This is a genomic window from Enterobacter chuandaensis (assembly GCF_039718975.1).
Lineage (GTDB): Bacteria > Pseudomonadota > Gammaproteobacteria > Enterobacterales > Enterobacteriaceae > Enterobacter > Enterobacter chuandaensis.
This window is the reverse complement of record NZ_CP097173.1, coordinates 53,947-69,661: the sequence shown is the minus strand read 5'-3', so window position 1 is coordinate 69,661 and position 15,715 is coordinate 53,947. Positions and strand designations below refer to the sequence as shown.

At 58.6% G+C, this 15,715-nt stretch carries 4 protein-coding genes; all 4 read right to left on the bottom strand.

Features of this window, described 5'->3' with window-relative positions; translation table 11 throughout:
* Nucleotides 1-4: 4 nt before the first annotated feature.
* Complete coding sequence (locus tag MX657_RS00300; RefSeq protein ID WP_346806894.1) at nucleotides 5-11,962, bottom strand: hemagglutinin repeat-containing protein; 11,958 nt, start codon at nucleotides 11,960-11,962, stop codon at nucleotides 5-7.
* Nucleotides 11,963-11,976: 14 nt separating this feature from the next.
* Complete coding sequence (locus MX657_RS00295; protein WP_346806892.1) at nucleotides 11,977-13,617, bottom strand: ShlB/FhaC/HecB family hemolysin secretion/activation protein; 1,641 nt, start codon at nucleotides 13,615-13,617, stop codon at nucleotides 11,977-11,979.
* Between the two features lie 238 nt (nucleotides 13,618-13,855).
* The gene (locus tag MX657_RS00290) at nucleotides 13,856-14,809 is read right to left on the bottom strand and encodes a GlxA family transcriptional regulator (RefSeq protein ID WP_119916769.1); all 954 of its coding nucleotides are present in this window, start codon (nucleotides 14,807-14,809) and stop codon (nucleotides 13,856-13,858) included.
* Between the two features lie 26 nt (nucleotides 14,810-14,835).
* Nucleotides 14,836-15,615, bottom strand: coding sequence for an MBL fold metallo-hydrolase (locus MX657_RS00285; RefSeq protein ID WP_346806891.1), 780 nt, complete (start codon nucleotides 15,613-15,615; stop codon nucleotides 14,836-14,838).
* Between the last annotated feature and the right edge of the window lie 100 nt (nucleotides 15,616-15,715).

The window sequence follows — 15,715 nt, the reverse complement described above, 5'->3', positions numbered from 1 at the left end:
CCTTTCACTGAGGATGGAAATTATTGACCATGCCAGTAGCTTTATCGATATAAACTCTAAAACTCACACCCCCAGCATGGGCATCATATGCCTGCAACCCCTGTTTCATAGCTGCCTCATAACCGCTGGCTGCTGCTTGTTGTCCTAACTCCAACATTTTGCTATCAGTGAAAACATTAGGATCATAAATAGTTTTAGGTAACTCTGCAGCTTTGTATCCAGTCACATTTCCGGCTCTATCGTAGGACGGTATCTGATAAGTTACTTGAGTTATTCCTTTTGTCTCAGTATACGTTTTACTAACAATTTTGACATTGTATTTTTTTGCCGCAGCATAAAATTCCTCTGCATTATGCGCGCCAGTTATGCCTTTTTTCTGCGAGTAGCCATCAAGTGTTGAAAGATGAGCAGGTTGGTTTATTTTAAAGCTAATTCCGTCAGGATAAGTTACTTCTGCAACGTTACCTGTGGTTTTTATTGTAGCTTTTTGACCGGATGCCGTTTCAACAACAGTTGTTTTTGGTGTTACAGAATCAGTTCCTTTCATTCCTGCAATGATGCTCACAATCGCATGTGTCTGCATTGCGTCATCATAGGCTTTAGCCACTTCATCCCATTTTTTGCCAGTGCTATCAACTATACCCTTAATTGCCGCATCGCGAGTTATGCTCCCAGAATCAAGACCTTCCATAATTGCGGCAGCATTACTGTAATCTTCTGGGAAGATGTCCTTGTATGATAATCTATAACCCGCTGCGCTATCGCCATATCCTTCCAATGCTTTCTGTGCTTGTACAACAAGTTGTCCACAGCCTGCACTGCTCTTGTTTCCTTGGGTACAGACATCCAAAATTTGCTGATCGCGGGCTTTATCCATGGCGTTGATATCAGCCAGTTCCTGCGTTAGCGTCTGACGTTCTTCTGCGGTTAAATCACCGTTCTCAAGCTGATATTCAACCTGTTTTTTACGCTCGGCCTCTTTATGATTAAGGTAGTTGTAACGCACAGAATCTATTGAAGCCGCCGCCCCCGACTGCGCCCCGTTCGTTCCGGCAATGATCCCGCCAATGGTGGCGCCGCTTATCGCTGCCGCCCACTGAACAATCGCCCCTTTCTCACTTTCACCGAGTGACGTATGGGTGCCCAGATAATCCGTTACCATTTCGCCAAAGGCTTCGCTGCTAAGACCTGCAACACCGCCAGCCAGGGCATTTCCGCCACCCAGGCTCGCTTGAAGCGCACCAATTACGCCATGAATAGCGGCTTTCTCTTTGCTGTCTGCACCCCAGCCCATTTTAGCGCCGAGGTCGCCAGCAGCCTGATTCGCGATCTGGCCGAACAGGCCAGCTAATTCCTGCTGCTCCTGAACTTTTTCTTTGTCGAAGATCTTATCAATATGGCCGTTGGCGTTATTCGTATCGCGACTTAACTCAGCGACATCCTGTTGTTGATTTTCCTTTTCACGAATGGTTATTGCGCCGTCAGCTATTGCAGAATGTGTCGTGCCGGACTTATCACCCTGCGCCCCTATTCCAATAACTGGTACTGCGCTACCGCCGCTTCCATTCTTGTCGCCTGCGTATCCTGCACTGATTCCTTTCGTGTCTGAGCTATATTCGGCATTGTTATGGATGTCACGCCAGCCAAGAGTGCCCGTTTCCAGAGAGTTTTTATCCGCTGTAGATGTGCTGGCGATGACAGCCCCGTCCAGCTGCGTGTGTTTGCCGACGGTGATATCAAAACCCTTTTCCCCCGCAAAAAGGCCACTCTGCTCACCGACGCTCGCATACTCACTTTTAGTTTTGCTGTTACTGATGTTGAGTGAAGCTGACCCCGTCATGGTACCGAACGTGAAACTGGCTCCCCCGCTGACGTCTTTCTGCCAGCTGCGGTAGTCATCAGTATCCTGCAGGCTGGTTATCAGCAGGTCGCGGCCCGCATCGGCAGTAATTTTGTCACCCAGCGCCTGCGCACCGGCAATGACCATGTCACGTCCGCTGCTCATGCTCAGATCGTCGCGGGCATTGACACGGCTATTCACATGCTCGGTCGTTTTCCCGTCATCACCACCTTTGGACTGATAGCCACTCGCCTGAACACCAATCCCTGTTTCCTTTCCGACCGAGACATGCACACCAGCAGCCCACCCACTACTGTTGTTAGAGCTTTTTTGATCACGATTATTGGAGGCAGCATTAAGTATCAGATCGTTCTGCGCCACTAGCGTAACGTTATTTCCCGTTACACCACTGCCTGTAATATGCAAATCGCCGCTCGCCCCATTTTTCCCGGTAGCGACCATATTCACGTCGCCTCCGGCAGTGAGTGTGCTGCCTCGGACTTCATTTTGCTTCAGTTCAGAAGTGGACTTACTTTTGCTGGAGCCAATATTCAGTTCCACCCGAACAGCATTCATGTCACCACCGGCTGCGCCGCCAACCATGGAAGCTACACCAGAGCCAGCAACCCAGGCTTCCTGCGCGGCTTTTACATCATAAAGAGCCTTCAGGCGATCGTTGCTGACTTCGCTGCCGCGCTTAATGGCGTTATTTGCCGCCATTGCCGCATCAGTAATGGCAGACGAAACGGACAGCGTCAGGCCACTTTTCTTCTGTTCATACGTTTCTTTTCGGCGAAGCAGATCATTGCCCGGGTCAACTGCAATTTCTCCGGCAGCTACATTCAGGTTTTTAGCAGCGATTACATCTGCACCGCTAATATGTGCTTTGCTGTCCGCAATAATGCTGACATTACCGCCAGTGGAGCCGATGGTACTCACGCTCTGGCTTTGCGTCGTGCCGTCTTCGTTAACCCGGTGACGAGTGGAATTGGTCCCGATCGTAAAGCCGATACCACCGCTACCCATCAGGCCGCTGGTTTTCTTCTCTTTCAAATGATATGAAGATTGCTCATTGGTCGCGGCCACAACATTGACATCGTTACCCGCTTTGAGAACAACATCACTATCACCAATGATCGAGGACCCCTTCACTGTCACATCATTTCCGGCTGTGACAGTGACGTTATTTCCGCTGAATGACGATCCTTTCTCGTAAGTCGCACTCTCCTCATCGATAGTGTGCGTAGTGGTTTTCTTGAAGAGTCCTTTTTTAGTTTTGGTCTCCTCTTTGTAGTGATAATCGCTTTCGGTTGCGGTATCGAGGCTGACGTCGCGGCCTGCTGCCACGCCGATATCTCCCTTCGCCGTCACCTGCGCGGCTTCAGTGGTGACATCGCGTCCGGCGAGGATCTGCGTATTCGCCCCGCTGGCGATCTCCGTTCCCTGCTGGCGTACCGACTCGTTAATAACGGTTTTCTTGCCTGACCTGTAGCTGTCGCCCTGCGTGGTTTCTTCCGCAGCCAGATTCACGTCGCGCCCCGCCTGCAGCCCGACGCTTTTCTCCGCCGCCAGCGCGGCGGCCTGCGCGTTGATATCCTGCCCGGCCTTCAGCACCAGGTTATCGCCTGCGGAAATCGTGGTGCGGTCGATCCCGGTACTGTGGGATTCGCTTTTCCCTTTCTGGCTGCTTTCGCTGGTCTGTGCCGCGTTCAGGTTGAGATCGTTGCCCGCGCTCAGCCCCGCGCTGCCGCCCGCCCTCAGGTCGCTGGCGGTCACGTCAAGGTTGTGCCCGGCATTCACCAGCAGGTTGCCGCCCGCGGTGACGCTACTGCCCTGATGCGTGACGGACGAGCGGCTGGTTTTCTCCCGGCTGGAACTGTACGCGTCGTTGATCTGGTTCGCGTTGACGGCAATATCGCCCCACGCGTTCAGCAGCATATCCCCGCCGGAGGCCAGGTTCGCCCCGGTCACGGTGATGTTTTTCCCCGCCTCAAGCGACAGGCCATCCTGCGCGGTAATGGACGCCGTGTTGCCCAGAAGCGTGTCTTTCAGGCTGATGTTGCCGTATTTCCCTGTGGCATTGATATCAATCTGCTCAACCTGGGTCAGGTTGTTGATGCTGCCGTCCAGGCTCTCCAGCGCGACCGTTTTACCGCTGATGGTGGAGCTGATGTTATTGATATCGCCGATGGCGCTCAGGTTCAGGTCGCCGCCCGCTTTCATCAGGCCGTTGTTGAGGTTGCTGATGCTGTTCTGGCTGTCGAGCGTCAGGCTGTTATTCGCCAGCATTGAGCTGCCGCTGTTGGTGATGCTGCCGCCCTTCAGTGTGACGTTGTTGCCCGCGATCACGCTGCCGTTATTGACGGTGACGTCCTTCGGCGACAGGTAGAGTTTCGGCACCATCACGGTTTCGCCGTTGACGGTGGCTTTCTCCCACCATAAAAGGCTGTGGTCGAGCGCGGCAATCTGATCCGCAGTCAGCGAAACGCCAAACTGCAGGCCCAGCGACTGCTGCGCCGCCGCGGCGTTGTCCATCAGATAGCGCATCTGATCCAGATCGGAGCCGATGCCGTTCAGGTAGCGGTTGCCGGTCTGGTTGAGCAACACGTTGGAGACATAGCGGGTATCGAACGCCGCATCGCCCAGGAAGCGGTAATCGTAGTCCGGATTCAGGTTGAGGCGGCCCAGCATATAAGACGAGCCGAGGAACTGCTTCTCGTCAGTAAAGGCCAGCCGCGTCTCCTGCGGGGCAGTGGACGACGGCTTGACCCCGAGCATGGCGTTCAGATCGGCAAACAGGGCGGGATCGAGCTGCCCGAGACCGTTCAGTTTCGGGTTAATGTTGATCAGGTACGGGCTTTTCGGATTGTCGTTGAAGACAAAATAGCCGCTGTTGCCCGACGGCAGCGGGTAAGCGCTGGTATCGACGCGCTGGCCCTGATAGTGCCCGACGGTACCGCCCTGAGCGGTTTTGAGATCGGCGGTGGTGGCCCCGGCGTTCGCCAGTGCGCCCAGTTGGCCGAGGCTGGCGTTGCCTTTCTGCGTGGTGGCAATGTTGCTGAGAGAGGTGCCAGACGCGCCGCTAGTTTCCAGCGCGCCGCCGCCGTTAAGCTGCTGCAGCGCACCCTGGAGCTGATCGTTCCACTGCGGGGAATTCACCGCCACGGTGCCGGTATTGCTCAGCCCCTGTTTTTGCACCCCGCTGCCGATGGTCTGGTTGCTGAGGGTGTTCAGGGACGGCGTGGAGATAACGGTGCTAACGCCGCCCGCGTTAGCGGTGGTATTGGTGTTGCTGATGTTGCTGGTGAAGTTCGCGGTGACGTTGCCGCCTGCCTGGATGACGGCGCGTAAGGTTTCGCCCTCCACCGATTCATTCGTCAGACCTTGTAACTCATAAATAAAGGTCGAGTTGGCTTTTGGTCCAGGATATCCCGTTTCCGAAGATGATCCCCCTGTAGACCTGAGATATTTATAATTATAAAAAGTCCCCGTTGTTCCTGATTGATAACTCTCATTGTTCAGCTGTGAGCCTGAAAGAAATGCGTTACGTTCACTCAGTATTTGACTTGATTTATTTTCCAGAGCACCAGCATTGATAACCAAATCACGTCCCGAAGCGATGCGCCCCGCGCCACCACTCGCACTCACATCAAAATGCACCACTGAGCCAGCAAAGCGCATTTGACTGCTCTCTGCGGTAGGAACAAATGATGAACTGTAAATATCGTATTCAATTGCACATGTGCAATTGCGATACCCTTTGCTTTTCGTATTGCTAATGCTGTAAGACGTTGAAGGGAGACTCAGGACAAGAAGTTCAATCGTTGCATCACCGACGTTTTCAGCCAGTTGTGAAGTTTCCGTCCAGCTATTTACCGAAAGCCCATCACGGGTATTCAGCAAATGCCCCGTCCTGATCCCAATATCCCCACCCTGCGTCTCAATATTCCCCGACGTATTCACCACCTGGCTGTTCGCATTCCCCGCCGCATCCCGCTGCATCCACAGGTTGTTTCCCGCCATGATGTCGCCGCGCTGGTTGGTGATGCTGTCGGCAAATAGCGCCAGGTTATTCGCCGCGTACAGCAGCGCGGTGTTGACGATGGAGCCCGGCGCGCTGAGGGTCAGCGAGCCGCGCGTGCCGGTAAATCCGTCGACGGTAATATTGCTCCGGCTGGCAACGGTGATGTCGCCCCCGCCCTGCACCGAGCCCGCGGCGTTTAGCGCCACATTGCTGCCGGAGAGCGTACTGGCACCGCCGCCGATGGTGATTTGTCCGTTATTGCTGAGCTGCCCACCCGCGCTGAGGTTGACCGCCTGCCCCTGCAGCACGCTGCGGTTATCGATGTCGCCGCCGCTATTGATGGTCAGGGTTCTGCCCGCCGCCACGGCGGTTTTGCTGGTATATGCGTTCGTCAGCTGCAGCGTTAAATCACCGAGAGAGACCAGCTGACCAACCGCGTCCAGCCCCTTGCTCTGCAGCCACAGGTTGCCGCCGCTCAGCAGCTTGCCCCCCGCGCTCTGGGTCACCTGGTCGGCATTGATGCTCAGCTGCGCGTTGCCGAGCAGCATGCCGCTGTTGTTCAGCTGGCCGTAGTTAACCGCCAGCTCTCCCGCCTGGGTAGTGCCCTGGCTGGCAAGCGTGGTGCCGGTCAGCGTGGCGCGATCGGCCACCCACGTTCCGCCGTTAGTGGCGTTCGCCGCATTGAGGATCAGGTCGGTGGCCTGCAGCCAGCCGGTGCTGGTGAACTGCGGCGTGCCGAGCGTCAGCCGCGCGCCAGAAAGCAGCCTGCCGTCATTACGCGCCTGCGAGGAGGCGGTCACGCGCGTCTCGCCGCCGCCCTGAATCAGGCCGTAGTTAAATAATGTGGGCGTGGTCAGCGTCAGGCCATCGCGGCTGACGATTTCGCCCCCGCCGTTGTTGGTCAGCGTGCCGCTGAGGGCCAGCGTCGCGCCGTTATCGCCCTGCAGACGTCCGCCGTTGGTGAGCGTCCCGGTGGTGATACCGAGCGTGCTCCCCTGAATCTTCCCGTCGCTGGTAACGGACGCCGCCGTGACGTTCAGCGCCCCACCGGAGAGCATAGTGCCGGATGACTGCTGGCTCACCGCGCCGGTCTGGCTGAGGGTCAGACCGTTCACGCCGCTGATGGCGCCGCTGTTACTGAGCGTGCCGCTTTTCAGCGTCAGGTTTTTCGCCGCCCATTGCCCCTGGTTCGCCAGCGTGGCGGCCTGCAGCGTCGCGCTGCCCAGCGCGGTGATCTTGCTGCCTGCGGTCCCGGTGAGCGCGTCGGCCAGCGTCATCTGCAGCGCGTCGGCGCTCTGCACCGCGCCGCTGTTGGTAAGCGACTGGGCGTTAAGCAGAATGTTTTGTGCCTGCCAGCTACCGGCGTTGGTTACCGCACCGGACGCTATCGTCAGGGTGCCCTGGGTGAGCAGCTTGCCGCCTGCGCCGTTAATGAGTTCCTGCTGCGGCGCGGCCATCGCCATGCGTGCCATCAGCCGCTGCTGCCCCTGCAGGGTCAGGCTCTGCAGGCCGGTTAAGGTGCCCTGGTTGTTGATGTTGCTCTGACCCAGCGTGAGGCTGTTCCCCTGCACGGTGCCGCTGTTTTTGAGCGTGCTGCCGCCGAGCGTGACGTTATCCTCGCTGAGAAGCTGCCCGCGGTTATCCAGCGTCCGGGCGGTGATATCCGCTCCGCCCTGGCTCATCAGCGAGCCGGTTGAGGTCAGCGTGCCGCCTGCATTTGCCGTCAGCGTTCCCTGGCTGAGCAGTGACCCGCCGTGCGACCAGTCGGTAGCGCCGATCTCTGCGCCATTCCCCTGCAGCGTGCCCTGGGTGGTCAGCTGGTCTGCGTCCAGCATCAGCATGCCGCCGGAAAGCGTGCGCGAGTTTGCCCCCGTGCTCAGCGTGGTGCCGGTGAGCGCCAGGCCGTTCGTTCCCTGCATCAGCCCGCCGTTGTTGAGATCGCGGGCGTTGAGGGACAGCGTGCCGCCCATGATGCGCCCCGGGTTCGCCAGGGTGTCCGCGGTGAAGGTCGTTGCGCCGCCGCTCTGCAGCAGCCCGGTATTTGTTAATGCCCCGCTGAGCGTGCCGCTGAGTCCCGTCTGCCCGTTCACCGTACCGCTGTTGATGAGGGTGCTGCCCGTCATGCCCAGCGTCGCGCCCTGCAGCGTACCGGCGTTCGTCACTTGCCCACCCTTCAGCGTGAAGCCGCCGCCGGAGAGCCATTTGCCGTTCAGCTCGTTGATAAAGCGATCGGCGGTGGCGTTAACGGCGTTGCTGCCCTGCATCAGGCCGCTGTTGCGTAGCTCCGCTGCGCCTGCGGTCAGCGTTTTGCCCGCCGCCGTGCCGCTGTTGGTCAACATCGTCGCGTTAAGCGCGGCATCGTCAGTGGCAACGAGGTTCCCCGTATTTGTCAGGGTGTTGCTCAGGCCAAGATCCAGGCTCTGCGCCTGAATATCACCCTGGTTAGTCAGGCCACTTCCCCGGAGGGTGAACCCGCCGTCCACCAGCAGCAGACCGGCGTTATCAAGCGTATCGAGGGACACGTTCAGGCCGCTGCCGCTCACCAGCTGTCCGGTGGAGCCGTTGCTCAGCGCGCGGGTGGTCAGCGACAGCGCGTCGTTACCCTGCAGAATGCCGGTGTTGGTCAGCTGCGCGGCCTTCACCGTCAGCGTTTTCCCGGCCAGCTGACCGTCGTTAAACAGCTGCGCCGCCGTCAGCGTAAACAGGTTCTGGCTGAGCAGGGCCCCTTTGTTGTCCAGCCTGCCGGTCGTGGAAAGCGTCAGGGCGTCCAGCGTCTGAACGCTGCCCTGGTTGCTCAGGTTTTCTGCGCCAAGCGTCGCGCTGCGCCCTTGCAGGCTGCCCGCATTACTGAGGTTTTTTCCGCTCAGGGTCAGGGTCTCGCCGCCCGTCACCTGCCCCTGAGGCTGGTTCGCGAAGGTATCGCCGGACCAGGCCAGCGTGCTGCTCCCCTGAAGCAGACCGCTGTTCTGCAGATCGCCCCGCAGGGTCAGCACTTTCGCCAGCAACTGGCCCCGGTTATCGGTGCTGCCAGCCTGCACGTCCAGCGCCTGCTGGCTGAGCACCTTGCCGCTGTTGGTCAGCGCTCCGGTCACCGCCGCCGTCACGCCCATTTCTCCCAGCGCATTACCGGTATTGATCCACTCGCCGGTGGCCAGATTTAGCGTTTTGCCCTGCAACAGCCCGGCATTGTTTAACGTGGTGTGGTGCAGTTCGAGCGCGCCGCCGGAGAGCAGCATGCCCGACTGCTGGTTGCTGAGCTGTGCCCCCGTCGCCGTCAGGGAATGGGTTCCCTGCAGCGTGCCGCCGTTGATGACCGCCACGCTGTTGAACCGCGCGTCGGTACCGGCCATCAGCCCGCTGTTCGTCAGGCTGGCGGCGGTCAGGGTCAGGCCGTCCCGGGCAATCACCCGCCCGTCGGCATCGTTGCTGGCCTGGCGGGTCAGGTTCAGCAGAAGCGCGGTGGCGCTGAGCTCGCCGCTGTTGGCAAGCGTGTCGCCGCTAAGCGTCAGCGTTCCGCTGCTGCGCAGCGCGCCACGGTTAGTGATGTCTGCCACGCCGAGCGTCAGGGTATCTTCCCCCTGCACGGTGCCCTGGTTTTGAAGGCTGTTCGCCGTCACGTGCAGGTCGCTGGCCGCAATATTGCCCGCGTTAACCAGCGTGGTGCCGTTCAGCGTGACCTGCTCGTCCGCCAGCAGGCGTCCGCTGTTGGTCAGGTTGAGATAATCGCTGCTCAGGTTGACGCCGTTGATTTCACCCTGATTTGTCAGCGTGTCGCCTGTGACGCGCAGCGTGCCGTCGGTGGTGATAAGCCCGCTGTTAGCCAGCACGGGTATGTTCAGCGTTAAATCCTGCGCGCTGTAGATTGAGCCCCCGGCCAGGTTCGCGAGCGATCCGGTCTTCAGATTGAGCAGAGTGGTTCCCTGCAGCAGCCCGCCGTTCTCTACCGACGCACCGTCCAGCGACAGGCTATCGGCCACAAGCGAAGCACGGGTGGTGATGCGGTCGGCTGCCGTCAGGGTCATGCGGTCCGCTTTTGCGACGCCGGAGTGGAGGATGTTCTCTCCACTGAGGCTGAGCGTACCGGCGGAAAGTTCCCCGCTGCTGGTCAGGTCGTTGGTCGCGTTAAAACTCAGGGTGTTAGCAGTGGATTTCCCGGCGTGCATCAGCGTGCCCGCCGTCACCGACAGCGCCCCTTTCGCCGCCTGGGTGCCGTTCAGCGTCGCATTCTGCGCCTGAAGAGTAAGCGCCTGTCCGCTCTGCAGGTGGGCATCCCGATCGGTGATCAGATCGCGGGTGGAAACGGTTAATGCTCCCGCCGCGTCCGTCTGCCCGTTCAGGCTGGCGCTGCGGGTCGCGGTAAGCTGGACGTTGCCCTGGCTGGTGATACGGGACGCCTGACCGCTCGTCAGGGTATCGGCCTGCGCCGTCAGCGCCGTCGCGCCGGACAGGGTGCCGTTCTGTTCAAGGGTGCCTGCGGTCACGTTCATCGCGCCGTCAGCCAGCAGGCTGCCACCGTTACGCAGGGTTTGCTGCGCCGTGACGTTCGCATCGCCTTTCGCACTCAGCGTGCCCTGTTGCTCCAGAGTATCGGCATTTAACGTCAGTTTTCCGGCGCTCTGCAGGGTGCCATTATTGATGACCGTCTGGCCCTTCAGGGTGATTTCGTTACCCTGCGCCGTGCCGCCGTTCGTCAGGTCTCCAGCGTTCACATCCAGATGGCCTTTCGCCGCCAGCTGCCCGCCGTTTGACACCCTGTCGCCGGAGAGCATAAGGTCGCGCCCCGCATTCACCTGTCCCTGGTTACTGACAGTGCTGCCCGTCAGGCGGATATCATCCGTGGCATCGGCCCGGCTCTGGCCGTCCAGCACCAGCTGTCCGCCGCTCAGCGCCAGGTTCTCCCCTGCCGAGATCGCACTGCCCGTGGCTGACAGCGTGCCGCCGCTGGTCAGCGTCGTGCGGGTATCGCTTCCACTGCGGGTATGGGTCAGCGCGATATCCTTTCCGGCCGCCACGCTGAGCGCACCTTTACTGGTCACACTGCCGCCCGCGATCTGCACTTTCCCCTCACCGGAAAGGCGCATGTCGCCACTGCTGGCGAGCGTGCTGTTATTGAGTGCCACATCCTGCGAGCTGGTCACGTTCAGCGCGCCACCGGCCTGATGGCTACCGTTGAGAGTCACCCCCGCGCCATTCGCGGCGATCGATCCGCTGGCCACGCTGTTCGTGACCGTCAGTTTGCCGCCCGCATCAAGCTGAATATCCCCCTGGCGCGCGGTGAGGTTGCCGAGATTTACTCCAACCCCCTTCTCGCTGGAGACCAGACGGATACGGTTGGCATACATCCCGCCGAGTGCGCCAGTATCCACGGCCACCACGGGCGCAGCGCCCTCACCGGCAATCGGCTTAATGCTGCCATCCGCGCCCACGCGGTTTGCCCCTGCCGTTACCGTCAGGTCGTTCGCGTGAATCGCGGCGTTCACTTCCGTTGCGCGCGCAATAATCGACAGCGCGTCGCTCTTGCTGGCATCCAGCCCCTGGCCTTCGACCGTGATGGCGCCTTTCGTTACATCCAGCGCCAGCAGGTTACCGTTAGCGTCAAACTGCGGTTTACCCGTGGTCAGCGTGGCGTTGGGGGTGTTGATAAATCCGCACCCGTTACAGGTGATACCGTACGGGTTAGCCACCATGACGTTTGCCGCCTTGCCGGCGACTTCCGTATAGCCCTGAAGCTGGGAGCGGTTAGCTCCCGTGACTTCGTTGATGATGCCTTTTGCTTCCCGCCCGGCCTGCAGGTTGGGGTTGTTCTGGATAAGCCCGCCCAGCTGGGTCTGAGTTAAGCGGTCCGTGCCGTTGTTGAGGATAAGCCCCTCTTTGCCGACGTTGTAATCCTGGAACTGGTTATGCGAAATGCCCGCCCCGTTCGGCGTGGCGATATTGATGACCGGAACCCCGTTCCCCGCCTGATCCACCGTGGTCTGCCCGGTCGGCGTGAGCGCCGCCGCGACGGCGGGTGCCATCGGCTGCCAGACCATTAAGCCGCAGACAATCCAGCTAATCAGACGCTGCGAGAAACGAACGGGTGGGTGACGGGTATCCATAGTCGTAGAGTCTCTTAAAGCATAAAGGCAATGCGCCAGTTAACGCTCACATGATCCGGGCCGAGCCAGTCGGGGTAGTGCAGCGGCGTGCCGACTGAAACCTGGCTGCTGTACCAGCGCCCTGCGCTGCTCAGCCCCACAGAGGCTCCCCATAACGTGCCGGAGGCAAAGCGGTCCTGACTGTCTTTTTCCAGCCAGCCGCCGTCAACGGCGACCGTTGCGCTCACCGCGCCAATCACCGGGAGGGTGAAGAGGGAGTAACCCAGCTCGTTACGCCAGTAGCCGCCGTTATCCCCGGACAGATACTGCTCTTTAAAACCGCGCACGGAGCTTTCACCGCCGAGCGTCAGGCGCTCGGAGCCGTACAGCCTGTCAGGCGACCACTGGCCGTAGGCGCTGGTCAGCCACCAGGCGTTACGGGCGACAGGACGCTGGAAGCTGGCGTTCAGGCTCCATTTGCGGAATTCTGCCCGCGGCATATCGCCGGATTTATTTTCATCGGTTTCGGCATTGAACCACGGCATGCCGTGGCTCCAGGTCGGGTTGAAGGTCGCCACGCCGCCCAGCATTTTTTGCGTGTGGGTAACCCCGAGGATCAGGCTGGAGAGATTGCGCGTGCTGCTCTGAAGCGGCGCGTCGTTAAGCCAGTTACGGCTTGAACGTTGAACCACGCCTGCCGCGATGCCGGTTTTCACATCCCCGTTGCGGAAAACCACCCACGACGCGTTGACGCGGTGGGTTTTAGTATCGCCCGTGGAGAGCCAGTTGAACCCCTGGTTATTGATGGTGGTGCGGTAGTTACTCCAGACGTAGCTGTAGTCCAGCAAACCATAGCCAAACGGCACGCTGACGCCCGCCTGAAAATTCTGCGCATCGTACGCGCTGGCAAAATCACTGCTGCGCCCGCCGCTGACAAACCATTTATCCGCCAGCCCCAGCATATTATTCGCGGTGAGTACGCCGTTCAGCTGGTCTTCACCGGTGCTCTTCTGGCCGCTATTATCCAGGCTTACGGATGCACTTAAGGGAAATTCCGGTTTTGCCGTGAGATTAACAATCGAATATCCGGCCTGCGTCCCCGGCAGAATTTCAATTTGAACCGGCTCGGCGCGCAAACGGTTTATTTGCTCCATACCCTGTTCGATGTCGCGTAAATTAAGGATGCGTCCCACGCGCCCCGGAAACGCCATTTTCAGCATCCGCGGCGTTTCACCTTCCAGACGGATTGCTTCCAGCCGGCCTTCCAGTACAACAATATTCAGCTGACCACCGGAGAGATCCTGCTCGGTAAGAAAGGCGCGGCTGGTGATATATCCCCGGCTGATATACCAGTCAGAAATATGGGCCAGAAGCTCCGTTATTTTCGCCATATCCAGACACTGGCCCTGCCACGGCGCAACAAGGCTATGCTGGGTTTTTGGGGAGATTAAGGTCGCGCCGGAAAGCGTAATGTCGTTAATGGTGAAACAAGGCCCGGAGCCGGTAACAGTCCGTGGTCTGGCGGGTTCGGGCAGGAGAATACTCCGCTCAAGCTCTTCACGCTGTTGCTGGTTCTGGAGTAAAAGCTGTTGCTGTTGCTGTTGAATGGCATCGCGATCGGCTGGCGACAGCGGTGCAGCGTGAGCGCTTGCTGAAAATAGCGCAGCCAGGAACATAGCAATAGCATAATTTCTTAATGAAATTATTTTGTTTTTTATTTTAGACGTGTTCATCCATGCCACAAAATTAAGACGCAATTATAATTTGTACAATATAAGAGCATTCTTAAGGCGAGTATATCTAATTTAGGTTATGGCATCTTAAAAAAAGATTATTTTAGAAACGTAAGAAGTCGATTAACAAAAAATAAGAAATGTTTAACTCACTCTTAAATCTTAAGTTAGCTGTAATACATTAAATGTGCAGACGAAACGTTTTTCGCCATTCAGCAGGGCTTACCCCAAAGCGCGCCTTAAACTGCTGTCGCCAGGTGACGGCGGAATTAAATCCCACCAGCTCTGCCACGCTCTCAACGGGCATATTTCCGGCTTCAAGTAATATCTGGCTGCGCCGCAGGCGTTCGGCGGTAAGCCAGTCGGCGACGCTCATGCCCGTGGCTTTAATAAAATGGCGGGTCAGCGTGCGACGGCTCATCGAAACCACCTCTGCCAGCGAGTCCAGACTATGCGGTTCGTTGATGTGCTGCTGCAGGTAGTCAATCAGGCAGTTAATACGTGCGTCACGGGTATCTTTCGGAACCGGCTGGGCGATGAACTGCGCCTGCCCGCCCTCGCGATGAGGCGGCACAATCATCCGACGGGCAATCTGGTTGGCGACCACACTGCCAAAACGCTGGCGAATGATATACAGACAGCAGTCCAGCGCAGCCGCAGTACCGGCAGAGGTGATGATATTGCCGTCATCCACGTAGAGGGCATTGATATCCAGCTGGACGTCCGGAAAGAGCGACTGAAACTGATGTTCAAACTCCCAGTGGGTGGCGGCCCGTTTACCGTCGAGGATGCCCGCATAGGCCAGCACAAAAGACCCCAGACACAGGCCGACAATTTCTGCGCCGTTGTCTCTCGCCTGCACCAGGCTGTCGAGCAGCGCCTGAGGCGGGCGCTCAAGGACGTGCTGCCAGTAGGGCACCACGACAATCTCGGCCTGCCCGATGGCGGTGTAATCCTGCGTGGCGTTGAGGGCGAAACCGTCTTTTGAGGTAAGAAACCCCGGCGTTTCGGCGCAGATCGTCACGTTAAAGCGCTTTTCGCCGGAGACCGAATCACCAAACAGAATGCAGGGAACGGAGTAGTGGAACGGGCTGAACCCGTCTACCGCGACAATCGCGACGTTGATTAGCGACATCTGTCTCTCCTTTCCCGTTAACACACTCAGAATATAATGGTTTCGCCATCCTGGGGAATGCTCACCGCATCGCTCACCTGATTGGCCTCAACGTACTCACGCAGCGCGCTGCGGGTCAACAGGCAGTGGTTAATCGCCTCCATGTGGCTCGCGACGATTTTAGCCTGCGGCAGCAGGAAGTGGACGTTGAGCACATCCTCCTGCCCCATAATAATGGGCCCAAAGCCGATGACGTGGGCATACCCGGCGTTCAGTACCACTACATCCGGCTGGTACTTTTGCAGATCGGCTGCCACCTCTTCGCGCCAGATGGTATCCCCGGCAAGATAGAGCGTCTTCTCTTCAGGATGACGCAGCACCACGCCACAGGCCTCGCCCAGCCGCTCCGCCAGCTCCGGCACGGCGTAAGCGCGGTCGGTACCGTGCTGGCCGCCGTCCGTTTTCGTAATCTGGATGTCGCCGAAGGTGGTCGCGTCGGTCATGACCGTCAGGTTGCTAAACCCCTGGCTGCGCAGCAGCGCGGCGTCGCGGTCGTTTTGCACGTAGATCGGTTTGTCTTTGGCGATCAGCTCCGCCGCGGTGCGATCCCAGTGATCGTCATGGGTATGGGTGACGATCACCGCGTCGGCGTCCAGCAGCGTGTTGACGTCAACGGGGAGTTCGACCGTCGGGTTGCGAATATCGGCATGCGCCGTGCCGGGAAAGCCCGGATAAGCGCCTTTCGGTGCCAGCATCGGGTCGATTAAAAGGCGTTTTCCGGCGTAGGTAATCAGCTGGGTGGCGTTGCGAATGTGGGTAATGTTCATGGGCTATCCTCCGGTTGGTGTGATAAGGAGGATAGCCAGCCGCCGCGCGTCACGCTGTGGGTTAAAGGGCGATTACCGATGGAATCGGGCCAATTTCATC

Bases quoted from the DNA above. Each gene is read 5' to 3' on its own strand.
- MX657_RS00300 (WP_346806894.1), bottom strand. From the start codon at position 11,962: ATGGATACCCGTCACCCACCCGTTCGTTTCTCGCAGCGTCTGATTAGC.
- MX657_RS00295 (WP_346806892.1), bottom strand. From the start codon at position 13,617: ATGTTCCTGGCTGCGCTATTTTCAGCAAGCGCTCACGCTGCACCGCTG.
- MX657_RS00290 (WP_119916769.1), bottom strand. From the start codon at position 14,809: ATGTCGCTAATCAACGTCGCGATTGTCGCGGTAGACGGGTTCAGCCCG.
- MX657_RS00285 (WP_346806891.1), bottom strand. From the start codon at position 15,615: ATGAACATTACCCACATTCGCAACGCCACCCAGCTGATTACCTACGCC.